We start from the raw sequence: 21,842 nt of genomic DNA on the forward strand, positions 1-21,842 counted from the left end.
TGATGGCGTTGTCGTCACGGCTTGCGGTGTTGTCGGCGGAATGTAGCACGCTGGCGACCGAACGTGATGCGGCGATCGCCCAGCGCGATGCTGCGATCCAGGAGAACGACAAGCTCCTGGTGATCCTGTCGCAGTACAAGCGCACGATCTTCGGTCCCCGCTCCGAGACACTGGATTCCGGACAGCAGTCTCTCTTCACCATTGCGGCGCAGGCGGCTTCTGCGGCCGGCAATGATGATGCGCCCGGGGCCAAGCTGCCCGACAGATCCGAGGCTCGTGGAAAGCAACCGGCGCGACGCAACCGGGGGAGGCTTCCGGAGCATCTGCCGCGCATTGATGTCGTGATCGACGTCGAGACTGACATCTGTCCTTGTTGTGGCGAACGGCTGCACAGGATCGGGGAGACCGTCAAGGAAGCCTTCGATGTCGTTCCGATGCAGTACCGGGTCAAGCGCATCATGCGCCCACGCTATGGCTGCCGGGGGTGCCGCCAGGGTGTGCTGCAGGCGGCCGCGCCGGCCCAGGCGGTCGAGGGCGGGATGGTGACGGAAGCCTTGCTGGCTCACATCGCGGTGATGAAATACGGTTACCAGCTGCCGTTATATCGCCAGGAACAGATGTTTGCCGCGCAGGGCATCGCGCTCGACCGTCAGACGCTGGCTTCGTGGATGGGCCGCGTCGCCTGGTGGCTGAGGCCGCTTCACGCGCTGTTGCGCGACACGGTGATCTCCTTCCCGCGGCTGTTTGCCGATGAGACACCGCTGCCGGTTCTTGATCCCGGCCGTGGCAGGACCAGGATCTGCCAGTTCTGGGCGATCGCCACCGATGACCGGCCGTGGGGCGGCCCGGCACCGCCGGCGGTGGTCTACGTGTTCGCCGAGGATCGCAAGGCGATCCGCGCCAAACAGCTGTTCGGAGACTACCGGGGCATTCTGCAGGTTGACGGCTATGCCGCCTACAAGGGTCTGATCAAGAACGGCGGCCATCTGGTGCAACTGGCATTCTGCTTTGCGCATGCGCGGCGGAAGTTCTGGGACGTTCACGTCGCGACGAAGTCGCCGATTGCCGCGGAAGCGCTGCAACGGATTGCGATGTTCTATGCCGTCGAAGACCGCATCCGTGGTCTGCCGGCGGCGCAGCGGGCTGCGGTTCGGCAAACTGACACCAGACCGCTGATCGAGGACTTCAAGCCCTGGCTCGAGGCGCGGCTGCTGGAAGTCTCGAAGAAGTCTGGCCTTGGCAAGGCCATCCGCTACACCCTAAACCATTGGGAAGGCCTGACGCGCTTCATCGATGACGGACGCATTGAAATAGACAACAATACGGTCGAGCGCACCATCAAGCCGATAGGGCTTGGAAAGAAGAACCATTTGTTCGCGGGCAGCGAAGGCGGCGCCGAGACATGGGCCATTCTCGCGTCGCTCATCAACTCGGCAAAGCTGCAAGATATCGACCCACGGCATTATCTGACCGACGTTCTCGAGCGCATCGTCTCCGGACGCACCAAGATCAATCAGCTGCACACATTGCTGCCGTGGACATGGAAGGCCGAGCGCGATGCTCTGGAGACAAAGCTCGCTGCCTGATCAATTTGACGGGAGGGCGTCGGGAACTTCCTGCGCGTCGCTGGTGTCGTCATAAATCTCTTCGCGGATCACGCGCAGCGTCACCTCGTGCAGATAGACTTGCAGCGCCCTCTCCAGCTCGGTGAACTCCGGCAGCAGAACCTTGTCAACGAAGCCCCGTGACGCGCGGATCATCACCGTGTTGCGTCGCTGGCGGCGGTAACGAAACGGCCGCAGCCCGTATCGGCGGCAAAGTGCCAGAAACAGCTGCCGCGACCATTGGTCAGGAAGTGATAATTGTTGCTCGATCGGTGGATCGTGGCGAGCGAGCTCCTCGACCCGGGCACGCACCCGCTGCAGCGCGGCTTCCGCTGCCAAGCGCTCACCAGCAGTTCCTGCACCCGCGAACAACGCCTCGATCTTCCGAAGCTTCTCGCGCAGCTGCGACTCGCTGGTCATTCTGATCCCCGTTACCCGCTCCAAACCGGGATCACCCCATCACCGCGCGCCGGCAGCGTCAATCATCCCGACCGGGCTATCCAGAGCATTCCGCGCAAGTCAAGCCCGGGCACCAGTGCTCCTCTCGTGACGCTCACGGTTAAAGTCACATAAAGTCATCCTCGTACGCGTATCCGGAGCTTGCTACATGGGTATTACGACGCTCGCCGTCGTCTACTTTAGCGAGATATCGTTCAGGTTTGTTGGCGCGCTGCCATTCACCTGCGCTATTCGTTGTCCATTTGTCAGGATGCTGAGTAGGATCAAGTACCATATTGCAATCGTCGACCTCTACGAAACCTAACTTCGCCGCGCGAGCTTTCGATTCTTCGTTAAGTGGATACCATTTAAGCAACGGTTGCTCGCCTTCTCGCGCATCTCGCCGAAGCTGATATTCGAGTAGAATATCGCCTGCGTTCTCCACCAAGGGATGGGCAAGCTGAAGATCGACGACGGAGGTGATGTGTTCTCGCCCGGGAAACAGTTCTCGCCACCTGTCGTCGTGGAATTCGTTCATGCTGTATCCGCCTTCCGTCCGCAGCAGTGCGACAGTTTTGTTTCCAAGATTATAGCTGTAGTATCGCGCTTCCTCCGAATCTCTGGTCGAGCCGTAGTCCTCCGCAGCCTCTCTGACGTTCTTGGCTCGTGTCGATACGAAACGCGAGTACTCCCGCGGATTCTCGGCGATGCGCATTATTTCATGATCATTTTGGAAGATCTTTGCTTCTCTGCGAAACGTATCCTTGTCGATCGGCTCTATCGGAGGCTTGGTCACGAGGGAATACGTTGGCGCTGCAGAAGAGGAGGTCGGCTCCGCTGCGGACAGGTGCATGTTAGCGAACCTGCCCTCGAAATCTCTGTCATCCGCGTGTTCGTCGTGGGATGCCCACGTAACTGCTTCATAATACCCACCAATTCGACCGTACATGAGGATCCGTACTCCTAAGGCAAGAGGGTTTCTTATTGATTTGAGGCGCTTTGGGCCGCGCCAAAGTAGCCAGGCGAAACTGACCGTAAGCTGACTAGGAGCTTGTTGTTTTCTGGAATCGGGATTCCCCTCGGGTGGGATTTCTGATTCGACCTCCATGCTGGAGGCGGAGGCCAGCATGGATGACGCGCCCCCATTCGGAAGACATCCGCGAATGAGCCATGGCGCGGGCTGACGCGGGCGAGACGGTTCGTTCGATTGCGGAGGCGCTACAGATCAGCCCGTCCCTGCGTGACGAATTGGAAGAATCTGAGACGGGATATCGGGGGCCTGGCCCCGGTTAGATCGGCCGTCATAAGAAGCGGGTTCTGTCGGATACCAACGCCTACTGGCTGCGCGAACGCATTCGCTCGGGGCCATTCACCTTGCGCAAGCTGGGAGCTGACTGCACGGGGATCAAAACAGGCGTGCGGGCGGTGTGGACTGTTGTTCTCGCCGAGGAGCTCAGCTTCAAAAAAACGCTTCTGCCAGCCGAGCAGGATCGCCCAGACGTCGCCCGTAAGCGGACCTGCTGGAAAGCGCACCAAGGCAGGATCAATGTCGCGCGGCTGGTTTTCATCGACAAGACGTGGATCAAGACCAATATGGCGCCGCTACGCGGCTGGAGGCCTTGTGGGCAGCGCCTCCAAGCATCTGCACGTTTCGGCCATTGGAAGACCATGACCTTCATCGCGACGCTGCGTCACGATCGGATCAGCGCGCTGGCCCCATCAATGGTGAGCTCTTCACGCTGTACGTCGAGAACGTGTTGGCCCCTACCCTCGCACCTGGCTAGATCTTTGTTCTCGACAACTATGGCAGCCACAAAGGAAAAGCGACTTGCCAAGCTATCGGCGCCAGAGGCGCCCACCGCATCTTCCTGCCGCCCTATAGCCCTGACCTCAATCCGATCGAGCAGGTCTTCACCAAACTCAAACACCTCATGCGAGCTGCGCCTCGTGATGTCGAGGCCGCCTGGCGAAAGGTTGGTGAACTCCTCAATCTCTTCCGAGGAAGAGTGCACCAACTACCTCAAAACTTCGGGCTACGCTCTGTGTAAAGACAGCATGCTCTAACGGTCGCGCCCGATGTCTGGCACATCGACGAATCTACATCGAACGATCGTGCGCCGTACGATGGCGCTCGCGAACGCGTTGCAAGCCATGTTCATTTACTTTGATTGCTTTCTCTTTCCGGGAGCACTCAGTTGCTTTTTTATGCACCGAGTTCGACGCTGTGCCCGATGATCTTAAGCACGGTGCGGTGTGCGCCAACTGAGAGAGACGATCGAGGCCGGAAGCCCATCGCAACTCACACAAGAAATCGCTTGAATCTCACGTTACGTCAGGCCGTAGGTTGGCAATCACAATCGAGCTTCCACCAACCAAACATCGAATGATGCAGCACAGGCCAAGTAACCGACATGGTGCGATCAAGCAGTCGAATGCGGCGACGCCGGATTGCACGTGTTTCTGAGCGCACGGACCAAGAGCGAAAGGCTGTCGGGATGAAACGTCGCGCGATGATAACCGCATTGCTCGCCATCATCACGTCTCCGGCTTGCGCAGCGAAACTCAGCGGCCCTCCGCGCATCGTCGATGGCAATACCATTGAGATCGAGCAAACCAAAATTCGGCTTTCGGGTATCGAGGCGCCAGAGACGGATCAGATCTGCCTCGACGCCCACGGCCAGAAATGGGCTTGCGGCATAGCTGCTCGCGATGAGCTTATCAGGCATTCGAATGGACGAACGTGGGATTGTCATACCACAGGGGTGGATAAGTACGGCCGGTCACTCGGCAGCTGCTTTATCGCGGGCGAGGACGTGAACGCATGGATGATAAGCTCGGGCTGGGCACTATCATCCGATCCTCACACCTACATTATCTATGAGGTTGTAGCGAGCAATGCCTATGCGGGCCTATGGTCGGGGGCGTTCATCGCTCCTTGGGACTGGCGTCGCCGCAACAAGGGGACGATCGTTGTCGGCGCGAGCTCGATACCGATCGACACTCAGGAACTCCTGCTCGGATCCGCTTTGCTATCCGACCCGCCCTCACCCGAATGTCTGATAAAGGGCACGCTGGGCCGCGGGGGCGAGCGCATTTATCACATGCCCGGGCAACTTGGTTACGGACAAATCGATATGACGAAGAAGCTGGGTGATCGATGGTTCTGCAGCGAAGCGGAGGCTGAAGCCAATGGATGGCGTAAAGCGGCGCGATGAGGCGACACATGCACGCAGACCGTTCCCCTAATATGTCTTGCTCGCCGATGATCAAGCCGTCGCGCCGGTCGCTATTGCTGTCGCTGTTCGCGTTTTCGGCGGTTGGCATGCGGCTCGGCGACAACATCGTTAATGCGAAGGAAGCAAAACAGCTGCCCAAGCCGGACAATCTGCTCTCGCCGGATGCTGCGCTCAGGCGGCTGATCGAAGGTAATGACCGATTTGTCCAGGGCGCATCACGAGGCGACGATTTCAAGCGCGCGCGTCAGGTTTTAGTCGATGGACAAAATCCATATGCGGCGGTTCTGAGCTGCGCCGATTCTCGCATAGCGCCTGAACTTGCTTTTGACAGCGGACTTGGTGACCTGTTTGTCTGCCGCCTCGCCGGCAATTTTGCCAACGATGTCACGATCGCGAGCATGGAATACGCGGTCGCTGTGCTAAATACACCGTTGATTTTAGTACTCGGTCACGATCATTGTGGCGCGATAGACGCCACGATCAAGTCGCTCAACGACGACAAGCCGGCGCCGGGGCATATTCCATCCCTCGTCACTGCGCTTGCGCCTGCCGTTCGGAAATCGCGCCAGCAACCCGGTGATGCGTTCGCCAATGCCACCCGGCAAAACGTAATCGATAACGTCGAGAAACTTAAATCGGCGGGCCCGGTTCTGAACGCGGCAGTTGAGCAGAACAGACTAGAGGTCGTCGGGGGTCTGTACCGGCTCGACACCGGCAGGGTCGATCTACTGAACTGACCTGCACTTTCGCAGTCGTTTGAACCGCCCAGCACGGCTTCGGTTGCGTTCCGCAAAACTCACCCGTCCATCGGTAGATGCACCGGATGTGATCCGCTGCACAATTGACATACAGCTTCGGGACAGGACACCACTTTGTATGCGCGGGCTCTTTATCCTCCTCTTACTCTACGTACTTGTGTTGGCAACGCGCGGCCAGCACCCACACAATTCATGCCGCGACCGAACAGGGTCAATGCCTTCCGTCAATGCACTGGTCAACACAGTTGGCTGAAGCCGCAGAAATACGCTGCGATGGATGTCGGGATCGAAGCGGGGCTCGGCGACACCGGACAAATTTCATATCCTCGCCCGATCATCCGTTTTGGAACCGATAGAGATCGTTCCGTTAAGCCCCCCGACTCAGATCGGGCTGAAGATCACATACAGCAGAATTAGGATCACGACGGCGGTCCAGCCTGCTGATGTGAGGAACACTGTTGCTCGCGACGGCATCTGACGGTCTCTCCTGCATCAGCCAACGAAGCGACCGCCAATCTCGGAAACGCAGCATCGCTGAAACTGTAAGACCATACTTTGGATCCGCAATAAACCGGCAATTTTCGCGCGCGCGACAGTTGCGATCACGGGCTGGAACGCAGAATATTCTTCTGCGCGTCGCCTACATCCGTCGAGCCTGGCACTCAAGGATTGATGGACGTCCTGAGAACTTGTCCAACGAGCTGTAGTAGCTCTGCGCGGGTGCGCCTTGCCAATTTGAATTCCGAAGCGGGTGCGTCGGCAAGCACCTGTGAAGACCGTTTTGCCGATCCCGACATCAGCCTGGTCATCCTGCGCGGCCTCACTGCACGTCGCCCCAGGTCTCCTCGACCAACGCATCGATCATGTCGGATACATCATCTTGCCCGACGTTAAGTGTCAGCGAGATCCGCAACCGTGCCGTTCCCACAGGCACCGTTGGCGGCCGTATCCCGCGGATATCAAAGCCGCGCGCCTGTAGCGCAGAAGCGAGCCGCATCGCACGGGCGTTGTCGCCCACAACATAAGGAACGATTTGTGAATTCGAAGAGCTCGCGCGACCGCACACAGCGAACTGCCGATGTGCAAAGTCGATCAAATCGATCAGATGCCGTTGCCGGTCGGGTTCCTCCTGCAGGATTAAGATTGCCTCTCGCACCGCGACGGCCATTAGGGGTGACGGAGCGGTAGCGAAAATGAATGGACGGCACCGATTGACCATGAAGTCGCGCAATACGCCGGAAGCCGTGACAAGGGCACCCGCCGCGCCCAGCGCCTTGCCGCAGGTGTGGATCACTAAGAGATTTTCGCGCCCTTCATAGGGCGCAGTAAGGCCCCGTCCCTGCTCGCCGTAAACACCTGTGGCATGTGCCTCATCCACGACCAGAAACGCTTCATGGCGCTCGGCGATTGCGACCAGATCTGTAAGCGGTGCGAAGTCTCCGTCCATACTGTAGAGGCTTTCTACCACGATCCAGACGCGTCCCTTTCCGCCCCTGGCGCGCCAGTCGCCAATCGTGTCTTCGATCGACTGGGGGTCATTATGGGCGCTTATCCGGAACTCGGCTCGGCTCGCTCGTGCGCCTTCATGAATGCTAGCATGCACGAGCGCGTCGAGAACAAGCAAATCGCCTTCCTGCGGCAGCGTTGTCAGAACGGCAAAATTTGCGATGTAACCGCCGCCGAAGAACAGTGCTGTCTCCGTTCGGAAGAACCGCGCCGCATCCGCTTCGAGAGCTTCGTGCTCCTCACAATTTCCGCGCAGGAGCCGTGACCCACCGGCTCCGATCGGCGTTCCGGCATCGAGCGCGGTGAACAACGCCTTCTTCATACGGGGCGCACTCGCCAGCGCCAGATAGTCGTTTGAAGCAAAATCGGTCCCTTTGCGCGGCTTCAGGCCACGGAGCCGATCGTCTTCATTCAAGGCTTTTAGGGCCGAGACATAGCCATCAAGCGGCGTATTCATTGATCGAATTTCCTACCGCCCGCGGCAGCGCGCTACCGACCGAGTCTTCGTGGCACGGATCTCAGCTTGAGTCATGTCATCGACGCACGACAATTTGCAAGCAAATCGAAGCGCCGCTGGCCGAGAAGCACGGCACCTAAAGTCCATCGGTAATGGACTGCCCTCCGGCGAACAAGCCTCCTGCTCGGCCGAATCCCGCTTTTGGCCGTCGCGACCAAACGCACCAAGATCGCTCAGCGGCGCGACTAATCGTACATCTTTGACTTGCAAGCAGGCTCCCTCACCCAACGTCCGCCGAGAGAGTGAACCAGTGGCGGTGCGGGCCATTCCGCCCTCATCTAGCTATGTGGCAGATTGTGCTTCCTCATGCGCGCGCAAACTTTGTACAAAACGGACAATCGGAGCGCGTTTGCTCAGGGAGCATGATCTGATCGTATCAGGAGCGCACGTTCCGTACCGGAGCACTCGCGACACCATTGTCAATTCCAGCGCTTCAAACCATGGACCTTCATGACGCGCTGCGGCGTGACAACCTAACGATAATTGTCTAACCGACTTGCAAACAAGCTTCGGACCATCATGCTCCTGCCGGTTTTCACAACAATCCCACATGCACGTCGGCTCGAGATCGCTCGCAATCGCAAGATCGACCAGTTCGACAACGATATCGACGTCGTGGTCTATGCCGAATTCGACAACGAGACGGAAGTCGGAGCTCGTAAAGCGCATGGCCTATGCTAGGAGGCGATCAGGCTGGTACGACCACTCCGGGAGAAACGATTTGCGGCCGACTACGATGTGCGCACAGATACGCGCTTAGCCGCGGAAGAAGGAATGAGCCAGCTTGGCCGCCGCGCATGGCCTACGTGCGGATGTTAACCCGACGGTCGACGCCAAGAGTCTGCGCCACCCAACGGAGCGGCGCAATTCGATACCTGATGTCTGGCGGTGTTTGTTTTTGCCCCGCTTCCCGGTTGCCGATCACGGCTAGAAAGCGCGCCGGTGCCGGGAGTGCATCGACCTCAAAACCGGCACGGGTTTCGTGCGAAACGGGCGTGCGCGCTATCATCGTCGACGCGCACCACAAGGGCACGTTCTGAACCATCCGCGCCATGATAATCGAACGCAACGGTCGAGCCGTGCCGCAATGGCGGGCGCAAGCAGTGACAATTGCTAGTACCCACTTTTCTTGGAACGTGAGTCGTGATTCAAGGTCGGGATGATACCCGAAGCAAGAGAAGTCCACCTTTCGAGGAAAGATCGCAAGGTGCTTGAGGCGTGCTGTCGCTCACCGGTGACGTTGCAGCGCGATTTGAAGCGGGCGCGGATAGTTCTGTTGGCGGCGGATGGGCGCAGCACCCGGTCGATCGCCAAGGAAGTTGGGGTCCAGCCGCGGATTGTCAGCCTTTGGCGGCATCGCTATGCCGACCATGGCCTTGAAGGGCTGCAAGACAAGCCGCGGCCTGGCAAGCAGCCGATTTATACGAAGACGACCGACAAGCGGATTCTGAAGCTGCTGGATAAGCCGCCACCGCAAGGGTTTGCGCGCTGGACCGGCCCCCTGCTGGCCGAGGCGCTGGGCGATGTCGATGTCCAATATGTCTGGCGGTTCCTGCGCAGCCACAAGATTGACCTGGTGGCTCGCAAGTCCTGGTGCGAGAGCAACGACCCGAACTTTACGGCCAAAGCCGCCGATGTTGTCGGCCTCTATGTCGCGCCGCCGGCGAAGGCCATTGTGCTGTGCGTGGACGAGAAGCCCTCGATCCAGGCTTTGGAGCGAGCGCAGGGTTATCTGAAGTTGCCCAATGGCCGCGCCTTAACCGGCCAAAGCCACGATTACAAGCGGCATGGCACCACAACATTGTTTGCGGCGCTCGAAGTCGCCACCGGAAAGATCATCGCGACCCATTCAAAACGCCGGCGCCGCGTCGAGTTTCTCGATTTCATGAACAGCGTCACCGCGACTTTTCCGAACCGCAAGCTTCACGTCATCCTCGACAACCTCAACACCCATAAAAAGAACGAGGACTGGCTCAAGGCCCACCCCAACGTGCAATTTCATTTCACGCCGACAAGTGCGTCATGGCTCAATCAGGTCGAAGTATGGTTTTCCATCTTGCAGGGGCAGTCGCTCAGCGGCACCTCCTTCACGAGCCTCAAGCAGCTTCAGGAACACATCGATGCCTACGTCAACGCATACAACGACAGAGCCGAGCCCTTCGTCTGGACCAAGAAAAAGGTCCGGCAACGCCGTTTCAAAGGCCGCCGTATCACTCAGCTCTGATTCCGGGTACTAGTGCTCGATGCCGTTGGACGGTACAATGGGCTCTTACCTAGGGACCGCCCCGGACACAGGGGACCGGCGACATGTACCGGTACGTCGCACGCGCCAACATCGATCGCTATCTCAGCGTGCTCTACAGCGCGGATATCACCAACTATGAGCGACAAACGGTCACGAAGTTGCTGCTCGGCGAGTTGGACAAGCTCCGTCATGATCCCACGCAGCTTGAGTTTGCCGAAAAGCGAGCCGCAAACGGCCGCGAAAGGGTCAACCACGCCAGGCGACTTTGCGCATCTTATGCGCTCGGCACAACAGAGCGCGAAGAATCGGATAGGTTGTTAGCAGACGTTGAAAGTCTTCACATCCTGCTAGATGCTTTTATGGCGGCTTGCACGAATTCTCGCGGCATCCTAGCACGGCGATTTGATCGTAGATGACGCTAAGTGCTGCACGACATCGACTTGATCTTCGTCGTCAAGACTCACTCATAGCCAAGTTTGAATGGCGGAGATCAAATTTGCTCACTGCGGCTTTATCTCGTGAACCACGATCCGGGCGATGAAAATTCATCAAGAGAGGCACTTCAAGGCCGGTTTCATGCGTGAGCTGGGCCAAAATTGCATTCAAACATCGCGCTAACTGAAGACAATGATGGCATGAAAAGCTTCTCGTTGGCGAAATGGACCAAGAGCAGGATATGGCCAGTCATTTCTACCGACTGCTTTACCGATTCCGCATGCGGGCATATGCTGAAACATTGTTTCGGCGTAGCACGCACGAGAAGCAGGAAGGGCTGTGGCTGCGGTGCAGCCTGATGCGGCTTGGGAGCGAACTACGACAATCCAACCACCGGTCCAGCGCACCGTGTCAGCCGGTGCGAGATGCGGCCGAAGCTATCGTCAGACCCACCTGAGGACGCCGGACGTCGCGCTGCCGAGAGCGCACCGCGTTACAAGCAACAAGCGCTGTTGGAGCCGACCGTTGCGAGAGAGGATGGCATCGGCGTCTAGAACACCATAACAGGCGCGAGACGCCCCTGGCAGGAGCAAGCCATCATGTGATGGTCGTGCTGTCGGATGGCGCCGGCGGGACTGCCGGGTATCATGGCCACTTGTCGTCCCCGCATCACCATATGCGCTATTCCGCGCTGGCTGACTCTCGCTTGCCAGCCCCCGTCGCGGGCCCGAGCCGTTCGGTCGGATCGCGGCCCAATTTCGGCTTCAACTGTGCTAGTTCAATAAAGTCGTCTGCCTGCCGCCGAAGCTCGTCTTCGATCATCGGCGGCTGGATCGTATTGGTGGAGATGACGGTGACACTGACGCCGCGGCGCTGCACGGCCTCGACCAAGGAACGGAGGTCGCCGTCACCAGAGAACAGGATCATCTGGTCGATATGCCCCGCGAGTTCCATGGCATCGACCGCAAGCTCGATGTTCATGTTACCCTTCACTTTACGCCGACCGCTGGCGTCAAGGAATTCCTTGGTTGCCTTCGTGACGACGGTGTAGCCATTATAGTCGAGCCAATCGATGAGCGGACGGATCGACGAATACTCCTGATCCTCGGCAGTCGCCGTGTAGTAGAATGCCCGCAGCAACCGGCCCGCCCTCCGATACTCCTCAAGCAGGCGCTTGTAGTCGATCTCGAAACCAAGCGCCTTGCAGGTAGCGTGGAGGTTGGGACCGTCGATAAAGATGGCAAGCTTTTCGAATCGGGACATCACTGCTCCGGCTTGCAGAATGGTTGCGCGGGGCCGCGCAGGCTGTGAACTAGCCACTTACGAGGAGCTGGAGGGTCGGCGGCGAAGGGGCCTCTTCCAATGGCATGGGACGAGATTTCTATCGAGCTCATAACACCGGTCGCGTTTCTTATTCCATCGACTTCACATCATCGGCCCAAGGATCCAGCGGAGGCCTTTTCGAAGTTCTGTTGCTTGCCTGTGCCGGGTTCGCGTGCGAGATCCATCTTGTCGAACTCGCCGGTCGAAACGCTGCGCGCAGGCACAGCACTGCAATCAGCGTTATAGTTTGCACGAAGACCGTTGAGCGCAAGGATAAGTGCAACGGAGACCGCCACCGCGATCAGACCGTACTCGATGGAGGTCGCCCCAGTCTTGTTCGGCCAAAACCGCTGAAAAGCGAATGATCTCATGACAATGTCATTTCTGGCGCCCTCCGGGCCTGGAATTCTGCTGTAGCAATTCCGGTCACTCCCAGCCCTTATTGCTATGTCACGTGACGTTATCTTAAATCTTCACGACATGCGCTTTGAGGCGCACAGTCTCCTGCTTGCGCATCGCTCTTCCACTGCTCATCTGTCGTCCCCGATGATCTAGAGCGGCTCTGCCATGTCCGTCTGCCATGCCGGCAATGAATACCTCGATTCCCTTCGGCTGCGCTCGAACGAACTCAGTACGCAAGGGACGAACCAGCTCGTTTCCTATCCCCCGAGCGTCTCACGTGCACCTTCACCCGAGAATTGACCATCCCGAGCAGGTTTTGACATCATGACCCAGCCTAAGATCCCGCGCCTGGTCTAAATGCCGCCGTGGCACACTAGCGCAGCAATGCGGTCATCAGCCCCTCGCGAAAAGCGGATGCAGCTGCAGCAATGAACTCGGCATTTCGCGTCTAAATCATCCGGGCGGACCTCTCTTAGAGGCTGACTGATGCGCCGCCCCAAAAGAATCCCGCGAGATGGAGATGCGGTTCCTGGGAGCTAGTTCAGCTTCTCGCAATGCAGACCGTGTCCCGCTTAGAGGTCTCGCGCATTGTCCGCCTCGTACAAAACTGGGCATCTGCCAGCGAGCACAACCTCTCAACAAGAGCATACAACCAGCGTGCTGGAGCGAATAGGTATGAGGCAGGCTTTAAGTCATCCGATCACGATTAGAAAGCGATCCTACTGCGATAGGAGATTGCAGCACCGGCGATGGTGACTGTTCCTGTTTTCTGCGCCGCTGCCTTTGCTATCAGGCGCAAGGCGACAGAAGCAGTAGATCACTGTCAACCAAACGCGATCGAAGCATCTCATTTCACGACCATGCCAGGATCTGACGCGATATCGCGCCAGGAACACCCTTGTGATCCCTAGCAAGATCAAATCATGGTAGATTATCACGAGCTGATATGACCGATTCACCTCAAGCCCAGACACGTAGCGCCGACGGCATCACGGCGCCGCTGCGGCACGCGACCTTCAGGCGCATCTGGCTCGCGAGCCTCCTGTCCAATGTCGGTATCCTGATTCAAGGTGTTGGCGCAGCCTGGGCCATGACGCAGATGACGTCGTCGGCCGACAAAGTCGCGTTGGTGCAGACCGCGCTGTTACTGCCAGTGATGCTGATTTCGATGCCAGCCGGGGCGATCGCGGATATGTATGACCGCCGCATCGTGGCGCTGGTCTCCATTGGATTGGCGCTCGCCGGAGCGACCGGGTTGACGGTGATTGCCTGGCTTGGCTTGGCCACCCCAAACCTCTTGCTCATGCTATGCCTCGTTGTCGGCAGTGGCATGGCGTTGATGGGACCGGCCTGGCAATCGTCGGTTAGCGAACAAGTTCCCCTGGAAGCACAGCTGCCTGCGGCGATCGCTCTGAACGGCATCAGCTACAATATCGCGCGGAGCATAGGTCCGGCAATCGGCGGAGTCGTGGTGGCAACCGCGGGTGCAGTGGCCGCTTTCGCGCTCAACACGTTGCTGTATGTGCCGCTGATTATCGCTTTGTTGCTTTGGAAACGCATCAGCGCACCCTCACGCCTGCCGCCTGAAAGATTGAGCCGCGCGATGGTTTCTGGCGTACGCTATATCAGCAATTCGCCGTCGATCAAGATTGTGCTGATCCGTAGCCTGGTAACCGGCATCATTGGCGGTGCGATCACCGCTCTGATGCCGCTGGTGGCGCGCGATCTCTTGCATGGCGACGCGCAGACCTACGGCATCATGCTTGGCGCTTTTGGCCTGGGTGCGGTGGTCGGTGCACTGAATATCACCGAGCTGCGCAAGCGATTGAGCGGCGAGGCCGCGATCCGCGCCTGTGCGCTGTCCATGGGCGCGGCGATGGCCGCGGTTGCGCTCAGTCACGAGCCCGTATTGACCGCGGCGGCGCTCGTCCTGGCGGGAGCCGTATGGATGATGGTGTGGGCGGTATTCAACATTGGGGTGCAGCTGTCGGCGCCGCGCTGGGTGGCCGGACGCTCGCTTGCAGCCTATCAGGCGGCGAGCTCAGGCGGGATTGCCGTCGGCAGCTGGGGTTGGGGCCGTCTGACCGACGCGGCCGGCGTCGAAACGGCGCTGCTGGTATCGGCCGCCCTAATGCTTGCCTCACCACTCATCGGCCGCTGGCTGCCCATGCCCCGCATCGGAGCGCGGGGTGAGGAGCCTGAGCCGCTCGCCGACCCCGAGGTACGGCTCGCCTTGACCGGACGCAGCGGCCCGCTCGTCGTGGAGATCGAATACCGCGTTGCACAGGAGAATGCCAGAGCGTTTCATAGTGTTATGCAAGATGTGCAATTGTCTCGCCAGCGCAACGGCGCCTACGGCTGGTCGATCGCGCGCGACATTGCCGATCCGGAAATGTGGACCGAGCGCTATCATTGCCCGACCTGGCTCGACTACTTGCGTTGGCGGAACCGCTCGACGCGGTCGGAACGTATACTAGAGCAGCGGGCAATTCATTTCCACGTCGGCCCCGCGCCGATACGGGTCCGTCGTATGCTGGAAAGGCCGTTCGGCTCGGTACACTCGAACGACGATGCGACCGAGTACGCAGCTGGCGAAATGCGAGGGGAGATCGCAACCCCGACGAAGGCATTACGTAGCCGGCCACTCCGCCCAATCAAGTGACCCAGCCTGCTGGCAGGGGCCGGAACGCAGCAATCAACACTTCATCACACGAAAGGCGCCTAGCTGGACGCTCCTTGCCTTGCCCTCGCGAAAATCGACGAAGGCGTCAGGCCGACTAAGCGATAATCGCGCGACGATTTCCGTCAAGCGCAATGAAACGCTCGGGCTTTGTAAGCTCTTGTTCGACGCGCCTACTCGCGTACGGTGGCTTTGCTGTTGGCCAGCCGTACATCTCCCGATGGTCGCGTCACCAAGCTAGTCTAGCAATACGTTGTGCTCGCCTGCCGTCGGCGGCGCTTCCTTGGATGGTGGGCCCTCAGCTTCGCCCCGGGCGCCAAATCACCATTCGACGCTCGCCGCATAAGAGCTGTCTATTTCTGACGTTTCGAGCCTCCATCCGCCCCACTTCTTACGCCGAACTTCAACAGAATACCGCTGAATAATGCCGCAAAAATGCAGCATTCACCCGGACGACGCGGAAATAGCGCAACCAGAATCGCATAATTTGCTGTCGAAGCTCAAAGAGACGAGCTGCTGCTGCGCGTCTCTCCTTAGCTGCAATCGAGGGTGCGCTTCATGGGCAATCATGATCTTGTCTCCGGTAGCCTCCTTGTGCTGACCGCGACCAGCTTCGCACTACTCTGCTCGAGCCTGCTCGTCTTTGCCTTCATTTGAAACCGCGCTGGTTGCCTTGCGCGTGTTATCAAGGCGATCACGCCGTCGAGCATCAAGTGTTTCTGCGTCTCGAAAGACGATGATCGCGCACGAGCTGAACGACCGTCTCTCGTTTCGGCTCGATCGACCGCGTGGCTCAAGCGACGACGCTTCTGACGCGACGAGCCTGTACGTTACGGACCGATCTATCTCTTTCATAAACACCCGATTCAGCTAGTCTCCAACTAAGATAGCCCTGTTCGTTGAGCTAGCGGGCGGTATGAGATTGGACGCGCAGCGATGGGCTGTCTGCCGATAGCTCCCGAACCGTTGTATATTCCTGCAGTACGAACCGTTGTCTCATCAAGTCAAGGTAGACTCCTGCTCTCACATAGCGGCGCAATCGAACGGTTCGATGCGCGACCGTCACTTTATCTCGGGCTGCTTCCTGCCACTGACCGCCGCGCGGTCGCCTTGCTCTGCTCAAGCTTGCTCGCCGCCGCGTTCACCCCTGTGAGGACTCCCCATGAAATCACTTAAGCTAATCGGCTTTGCACTTGGAGCATCGATTGTGCTATTCACCGCGGCATTGGCTGAGGAAATCACCATCGCCGTCGCTGGACCGATAACCGGGGGCGAGTCCGCCTTCGGTCGGCAAATGAAGAACGGCGCCGAGATGGCGGTGGAGCAGATCAACGCTTCCGGCGGCGTACTCGGCAAGAAGCTAGCCCTCGACATCGAGGACGATGCCTGCGATCCCAAGCAGGCGCGATCGGTAGCGGAAAAGGTCGCTGCCGCCAGGATCCCGTTCGTTGCTGGGCACTTTTGCTCTTCGTCATCGATCCCGGCCTCGGAAGCCTATGCGGATGGCGGTGTGCTGCAGATCACGCCGGCTTCGACCAACCCGCTATTCACCGAACGCAAGCTATGGAACGTGGCGCGCGTCTGCGGCCGTGACGACCAGCAGGGCCAGGTTGCCGCCCAGTATATCGCGAAGCAATTCAACGGCAAGAACATCGCGATTCTGAATGACAAGACAACGTATGGAAAGGGACTTGCCGACGAGACGAAGAAGGCACTCAATAAGGCCGGTGTCATTGAAAAGATGTACGAGTCCTACAATAAGGGCGACAAGGATTTCAATGCGATTGTCTCGCGACTGAAGCGTGACAATATCGACCTCGTCTATGTCGGCGGCTATCACCAAGAAGCGGGCCTTATCTTGCGCCAGATGCGCGATCAGGGCCTCAAGACCGTCCTGATGTCGGGTGACGCGTTGGCTGATAAGGAATATGCTTCGATTACCGGCGCAGCTGGAGCAGGTACGCTCTTCACTTTCGGGCCCGACCCACGCAAGAAGACGACGGCGGCTGCGATCGTCGATAAGTTCAGAGCCAAGAATATCGACCCCGAGGGCTACACGCTATATACCTACGCTGCGGTGCAGGTCTGGACGCAAGCCGCAACGAAAGTTGGCACCGTAGATCCGAAACAGGTGATGGACACGATTAAAGCGGGCTCTTGGGACACTGTGATCGGCACACTGCAATACGACGCCAAGGGCGACATCAAGCAGCTCGACTACGTCGTTTATAGGTGGGACGACAAAGGTGGCTATAGCGAGACTAACCCGACCGCGTTCTGACGTATCTTAGTGCAAGATATCAAAGTTAGCGTCCCCATGGAGGTAGGACGGGGATCAATCTCGATCGATCGATTGCTCCAAGGCAGCAAGCTGCCGCCGGAACAAATTGAATGTCTGCGGTCAGCGTATGCTCGGACAATGCGCTCGCTCCGCTTGGTTGATCGAGACGACCCTATCGCCGAAATCGTCGCAAAGAAGGTCATCGAGATTGGCACAAGCGGGGTTGGCGATCCAGCAGACATATCAAAGCGCGTCATCGAGCAGCTCGGTGTCCGCAAACCGCCATCGGTCTAAAGCGAGCGCCGCGCATATGCGCAGTTTGGATCTAGTTTCCGATCGATGCACAACCTGCACCGGTTCGACGCCTCACGGGCCGGACTCAATTGAAGCTGATGACTTGGCCCAACGCAGACGTTTAGCGGCGGCACGAATAAGGCGTCCCTTCGCCGGACTGTAGTCACCGGTTTCGGCTTATGGAGAGTTTCGGCTATCAGGCCACGCGACGCGCATTAGCTCGGGCGCTTCGTTCCACGAAAAAGTTCGACCGGAAATTGAGCGGCCCCGCCTCGGGGAAACAAGGCGGGGCCGCTCCCCCTCCCCCTGGGGCCGCCGCGCTGCGGATCACAGCGGAAATCGTCTAGTTGCCGTCCTCTGTCACATATGATCACACGCCCAAGCGATTCACCTGGATTGCGGCTTCCGGTCCTCGCTACTTTCCGCGACGTGCCGCAAGACGAGCTGAGAAAGCTGCACTACCAGATTCTTGAGACGCGCTATTTCCTGCCTGCACCGCGCCAACTCTCGTTCTTTTTCTGTCACTATCGACACTTCGGAGCGGTCCCCGGCCGCATGGCTCATGCTGGACCTCATTTCGAGTAGGTGATCACGAGCGACGGCTCAAGCACATCCTTCGCTTGGATTGTACTGGAGTCCCGTATTTTTACGCCGTTAAACACGGTACGCTGCGGTCGGACGATCTCGCTACCTCGGCTCAGTGTGCCATTGCGGTCACAGATCCGAGCATTCCGTACAGAATCTTGGCGGGCATGACGGCCAACACGATCGAGCAGAAGCGCCGCCTCCCTTTCTTATCTGCGCGGCTTGAGCTCGTGGGCTGCTGGACAATGGTCGTCTTCATGTCCCCGTCATGCAGCAAGACGTCGCCGATGCATGCGGCCTCTCGACTGCGCAAGCGAATCGGACGATCCCGGAGCTTAGGCGTAGGGAGCTCATTGAATGGAACGGTCATGCTGTTGATTTTCTGCGAGATCAGTTCGAATTACTGGGGGAATTCCGCGCTCATGCTTCCTGCGCTGAATTTCTTTGGCCGCCGCTTCGTATTCTTCGTACAAGCAAATCAACAAGCGCACGCCAGTTCCGATCCGTACCGACGCTATTCGACCTGCAGCCGCGTTCGCTCGGCTGTGCTTTCTGGAACCACTTGAGCGTGATTACAGCGTGCGCGACCTAACCTGCGGTCGCAAAGCTTCGTCGCTGCAGTGATCTGTGCGGAGACTCCACAAACCGCGCTGGTAAAATCTCCAAGCGCTCACGTGGTACAAGCACAGGCACATAAGCAGAATATGGCATGCACTGTTGCGGCAGCTCGCGGATTGATTAGCTGCCTGTTAGAAATCGGAGTTCAGATTTTAATGGCGCGCGCCGCAGCTCAAACAACTTGATTCGTACCTAGCGTCACGTTGTAGCATCTCAAAGCAGGACGCGAGGGGCCTCGGACAAGCCAGCGGGGCTCCTCCGCCAGAGGCGCGACAACGACACCTAAGCGGTCGACTTTGCTTTACGAGGATCGTCAAGAACATATCGATAAGATGAGTGGCGTCGAGGATAGATGATCCCGGGCTGTCGGCGCATTGGTGAGTATCGCCTTGGTAAAAAAGGAAACAACGCCAGACCGACATCAATCCTTTTGTGATTAGAAATTTGCGGTGAATGCATCACCGCAAATAACCGTCGGCAGCCCTCCCTCTGTCGACGCGAGCTGGCGCGACGCTTAGCAGCCTCGTTCGCCCAGACTGACTTCCGCCCGGCCCTCGAATGAGGCCGGGCTTTTTTCCGATAAATGCGCAGCTTTGCTGTTCCAGCTAACCCCCGTCTGATGATTGCTAGAAGTTTAGGAGACAACAGTCCTGGTGGCCTTCGAAATGCTGCCCGCATGGCCTTTGTGACGCTTAACCGTAACCGGTATGAGCTCCCACGTCGGCGGTGATCAGCGTGCGCGTGCGTAGCGGATCGGCATCCAGTATTGGCGCATGGCCTCGACGGCTGCGGGAATATCGAGGTGGGCGTTGCGCAGAGAGTCTCGGGTCTCGCGGCCGGTCCGTGGCGGTCCGAGCAGCGGACCGGCCTGATCGTCGCGACAGTGAAGCAGGATGGGCAGAAGCAGGCGGTGATTGACGTTGCTGGCGTCCAGCAATGGCGCCCACGCCGACAGCCTGAGCCGCATCGCGGCGTAGAATCCCTGGCACCATGGTCGCGGATCGACGACGCCGTTGGGTTGACGCCGGTGCATCGGGGCGAACTGGTTAGGCGTGGTGGAAAGGATCTGGCTGATCTCGTTATGACGCAGCGCGACGGCGGAGATCGCAGCGAACTCCGGGGTGCCGCCGTGGTTGAAGGCATCGGCATCGATGGCAAGCAGTGGGCATATCCAATCGAGCGGGCTCATCGACACCGGTCCGGCCACGATCGCGGCGACGTAGCCGTCGAGCATGGGGAGACCGGTGGCGGCGGGATGCTGATCGACGCGGGCCTGGAGCCATTGCTCGAGCTCCGCAAGCGGCATGGCGGCGGCCGCCATCGACGATGAAGCTTTAGGGCGACGTGGGCTCATGCTGCAGCCTGTGCGATGCGCTCACGGGCCGCCTTCCAGTTCCAGACGAGCAGCTCGTGGAGCTGGTGGCTCTTGGTTCGCCCGGAGACAATCCGCTCCAGCACGTCCGTCAGATAGATCTGAGGATCGAGTTCATGGAGTTTTGCCGTGTTCACGATCGACGACAGGATCGCCCAGCTCTCGGCGCCGCCTTCGCTGCCGCTGAACAATGAGTTGCGTCTTCCCATGGCAATCGGGCGCATGGAACGCTCTACCGTGTTCGAATCGACCTCGACGCGGCCGTCGCGAAGAAACAGCGTCAACCCGTCCCAGTGATTGAGTACATAGTTGATCGCCTCCGCCAGCTTCGACTGCGAGAAGAGCTGGCCAACCATTGTGGTCAATCGTGCCTTGATCGCCTCCATCAACGGAGCGGTCCTGGCGCGACGGACGGCGAGCCGCTGCTCGGCGCTCGAGCCGCGGATCTCGGCTTCGATCGCATAGACCGCCTGCAGGCGTTCGATCACCTCGCGCGCGAACGGCGACTGCGTCGTCTTGAACACCTCGACGAACTTACGGCGGGCATGGGCGAGACAAAAGGCGAGCTGGATCTCGCCGCCATGATCGCGGGCGAGCGCCTTGTAGGCGGCATAGCCGTCCACCTGCAGAATGCCGGAAAAGTCCGTCAATTGTCCGGCGATCTGCTCCGTGCCGCGGCCGGCAGCGAACACGTAGGCAACCGCCGGCGGCGAGGGCCCGCCCCATGGTCGGTCATCCATGGCATGCGCCCAGAACTGGCAGATGCGGGTGCGATGTCGTCCGGGGTCGAGCACCGGCATCGGCGTCTCGTCGCAGAACACGCGCGCCGCGCTCTGGATCGTCCTCAGCTGAAGCTCATAGAGGCTTTTGAGCCACCAGGCGGCACGCCTCACCCAGCCGGCGAGCGTCGCGCGGTCGAGCTGGATGCCCTGGCCGGCCAAGATCTGCACCTGCCGGTACAGCGGCAGATACCAGGCGAACTTCGAGACCACCACGTGGCTCACGAGTGCGGTCGAGGCCATGCCGCTCTCGATCAGGCGCGGCAGCACCTTCGCTTGGACCACACCATCGGTGCAGCTGCGGCAGCCAAATTTGGGACGGATCGTGCGCAGCACCCGCAGGATCGCCGGGATGATGTCCAGCACCTCGCTGACGTCCTCGCCGATCTTGTGGAGCTGACCCTGGCAGCACGGGCAAGCCGTCGCCTCCGGCTCCAGCACCTGCTCGCAGCGCGGCAGGTGCTTTGGGAGTGCGCCGATGTTGCGGCGCGCCTTCTTCCGCGGCGGCTTGCCAAGCGGCTTCGCCGCTGCCGCATCGTCGTTGGCAGCGGCAGGTGGCGTGGCGTCGGTCTCGAGATCGCCCAGCTCAAGCGCGAGTTGCTCGTCCACGAGCACCGCAAGTCGCTCCGAGCGCTTCCCGAAGATCATCTCCTTGAGCGTCTGCATCGCCACGCGCAGCTTCTCGTTCTCGGCGTCAAGCGCGAGCACCATCTCGGTCAGAGCTGACGGATCGGTCGGGAGAGCGTCGGGGCGAATCGCCATGACCAGA

Annotated in this window: 16 protein-coding genes and 1 pseudogene; 10 read left to right on the top strand and 7 right to left on the bottom strand. The window is 59.2% G+C overall.

Annotated features, from left to right (window positions below):
- Nucleotides 1-2: 2 nt before the first annotated feature.
- Nucleotides 3-1,586, top strand: a complete 1,584-nt coding sequence (gene tnpC, locus JEY66_RS33650; RefSeq protein WP_018270228.1) for an IS66 family transposase — start codon at nucleotides 3-5, stop codon at nucleotides 1,584-1,586.
- On the opposite strand, the gene JEY66_RS33655 is transcribed toward tnpC (JEY66_RS33650), so the two are convergent.
- Entirely contained in the window at nucleotides 1,587-2,024 is a 438-nt protein-coding gene (locus JEY66_RS33655; protein WP_018270227.1) for a hypothetical protein, read from the bottom strand.
- Between the two features lie 145 nt (nucleotides 2,025-2,169).
- The gene (locus JEY66_RS33660; RefSeq protein ID WP_276325455.1) at nucleotides 2,170-3,171 is read right to left on the bottom strand and encodes an effector protein NopP; all 1,002 of its coding nucleotides are present in this window, start codon (nucleotides 3,169-3,171) and stop codon (nucleotides 2,170-2,172) included.
- A gap of 41 nt (nucleotides 3,172-3,212) precedes the next feature.
- On the opposite strand from JEY66_RS33660, the pseudogene JEY66_RS33665 reads away from it, so the two are divergent.
- The 3 genes and pseudogenes from JEY66_RS33665 (at nucleotide 3,213) to JEY66_RS33675 (ending at nucleotide 6,015) form a co-directional block, all read left to right on the top strand.
- Nucleotides 3,213-4,106 (top strand): annotated as a pseudogene (locus tag JEY66_RS33665) (IS630 family transposase).
- Between the two features lie 431 nt (nucleotides 4,107-4,537).
- Nucleotides 4,538-5,257 (top strand): thermonuclease family protein, encoded by a 720-nt coding sequence (locus tag JEY66_RS33670; protein WP_018270226.1) that lies wholly within the window; start codon nucleotides 4,538-4,540, stop codon nucleotides 5,255-5,257.
- An 8-nt stretch (nucleotides 5,258-5,265) separates the two neighbouring features.
- Nucleotides 5,266-6,015, top strand: coding sequence for a carbonic anhydrase (locus tag JEY66_RS33675; protein ID WP_233475711.1), 750 nt, complete (start codon nucleotides 5,266-5,268; stop codon nucleotides 6,013-6,015).
- Nucleotides 6,016-6,856: 841 nt separating this feature from the next.
- On the opposite strand, the gene JEY66_RS33680 is transcribed toward JEY66_RS33675, so the two are convergent.
- The gene (locus JEY66_RS33680) at nucleotides 6,857-7,999 is read right to left on the bottom strand and encodes an 8-amino-7-oxononanoate synthase (RefSeq protein ID WP_016842069.1); all 1,143 of its coding nucleotides are present in this window, start codon (nucleotides 7,997-7,999) and stop codon (nucleotides 6,857-6,859) included.
- A 579-nt stretch (nucleotides 8,000-8,578) separates the two neighbouring features.
- Between JEY66_RS33680 and JEY66_RS45540 the strand changes: the two genes are divergently transcribed.
- The 3 genes from JEY66_RS45540 to JEY66_RS33695 all read left to right on the top strand — a co-directional run bounded on the left by JEY66_RS45540 (nucleotide 8,579) and on the right by JEY66_RS33695 (nucleotide 10,720).
- Complete coding sequence (locus tag JEY66_RS45540; RefSeq protein WP_016842070.1) at nucleotides 8,579-8,740, top strand: Dabb family protein; 162 nt, start codon at nucleotides 8,579-8,581, stop codon at nucleotides 8,738-8,740.
- Between the two features lie 478 nt (nucleotides 8,741-9,218).
- A complete protein-coding gene (locus JEY66_RS33690) occupies nucleotides 9,219-10,283 on the top strand; it encodes an IS630-like element ISRj1 family transposase (protein ID WP_011084514.1) in 1,065 nt (354 codons plus the stop codon).
- Nucleotides 10,284-10,366: 83 nt separating this feature from the next.
- Nucleotides 10,367-10,720 (top strand): hypothetical protein, encoded by a 354-nt coding sequence (locus tag JEY66_RS33695; RefSeq protein ID WP_016842072.1) that lies wholly within the window; start codon nucleotides 10,367-10,369, stop codon nucleotides 10,718-10,720.
- Nucleotides 10,721-11,420: 700 nt separating this feature from the next.
- Here the strand turns inward: JEY66_RS33695 and JEY66_RS33700 are convergent.
- Together JEY66_RS33700 and JEY66_RS45315 are read right to left on the bottom strand one after the other, a co-directional pair.
- Nucleotides 11,421-12,002 (bottom strand): LabA-like NYN domain-containing protein, encoded by a 582-nt coding sequence (locus JEY66_RS33700; RefSeq protein WP_016842073.1) that lies wholly within the window; start codon nucleotides 12,000-12,002, stop codon nucleotides 11,421-11,423.
- Nucleotides 12,003-12,169: 167 nt separating this feature from the next.
- Complete coding sequence (locus JEY66_RS45315; protein WP_016842074.1) at nucleotides 12,170-12,433, bottom strand: Flp family type IVb pilin; 264 nt, start codon at nucleotides 12,431-12,433, stop codon at nucleotides 12,170-12,172.
- A 977-nt stretch (nucleotides 12,434-13,410) separates the two neighbouring features.
- Between JEY66_RS45315 and JEY66_RS33710 the strand changes: the two genes are divergently transcribed.
- The 3 genes from JEY66_RS33710 to JEY66_RS33720 all read left to right on the top strand — a co-directional run bounded on the left by JEY66_RS33710 (nucleotide 13,411) and on the right by JEY66_RS33720 (nucleotide 18,870).
- Entirely contained in the window at nucleotides 13,411-15,126 is a 1,716-nt protein-coding gene (locus JEY66_RS33710) for an MFS transporter (protein WP_018270225.1), read from the top strand.
- Between the two features lie 1,180 nt (nucleotides 15,127-16,306).
- The gene (locus tag JEY66_RS33715; protein WP_026192388.1) at nucleotides 16,307-17,425 is read left to right on the top strand and encodes a branched-chain amino acid ABC transporter substrate-binding protein; all 1,119 of its coding nucleotides are present in this window, start codon (nucleotides 16,307-16,309) and stop codon (nucleotides 17,423-17,425) included.
- A gap of 1,247 nt (nucleotides 17,426-18,672) precedes the next feature.
- Entirely contained in the window at nucleotides 18,673-18,870 is a 198-nt protein-coding gene (locus tag JEY66_RS33720) for a hypothetical protein (protein WP_016842082.1), read from the top strand.
- A 782-nt stretch (nucleotides 18,871-19,652) separates the two neighbouring features.
- Here the strand turns inward: JEY66_RS33720 and JEY66_RS33725 are convergent.
- Together JEY66_RS33725 and tnpC (JEY66_RS33730) are read right to left on the bottom strand one after the other, a co-directional pair.
- Entirely contained in the window at nucleotides 19,653-20,276 is a 624-nt protein-coding gene (locus JEY66_RS33725; protein WP_245287104.1) for a UPF0149 family protein, read from the bottom strand.
- Nucleotides 20,273-21,835: an IS66 family transposase gene (gene tnpC, locus JEY66_RS33730; RefSeq protein ID WP_129964824.1), complete on the bottom strand. Its 1,563-nt coding sequence runs from the start codon at nucleotides 21,833-21,835 to the stop codon at nucleotides 20,273-20,275. The genes JEY66_RS33725 and tnpC (JEY66_RS33730) overlap by 4 nt, the downstream gene beginning before the upstream one ends.
- Between the last annotated feature and the right edge of the window lie 7 nt (nucleotides 21,836-21,842).

Source organism: Bradyrhizobium elkanii USDA 76 (assembly GCF_023278185.1).
In the GTDB taxonomy this organism is placed as follows: Bacteria; Pseudomonadota; Alphaproteobacteria; order Rhizobiales; family Xanthobacteraceae; genus Bradyrhizobium; species Bradyrhizobium elkanii.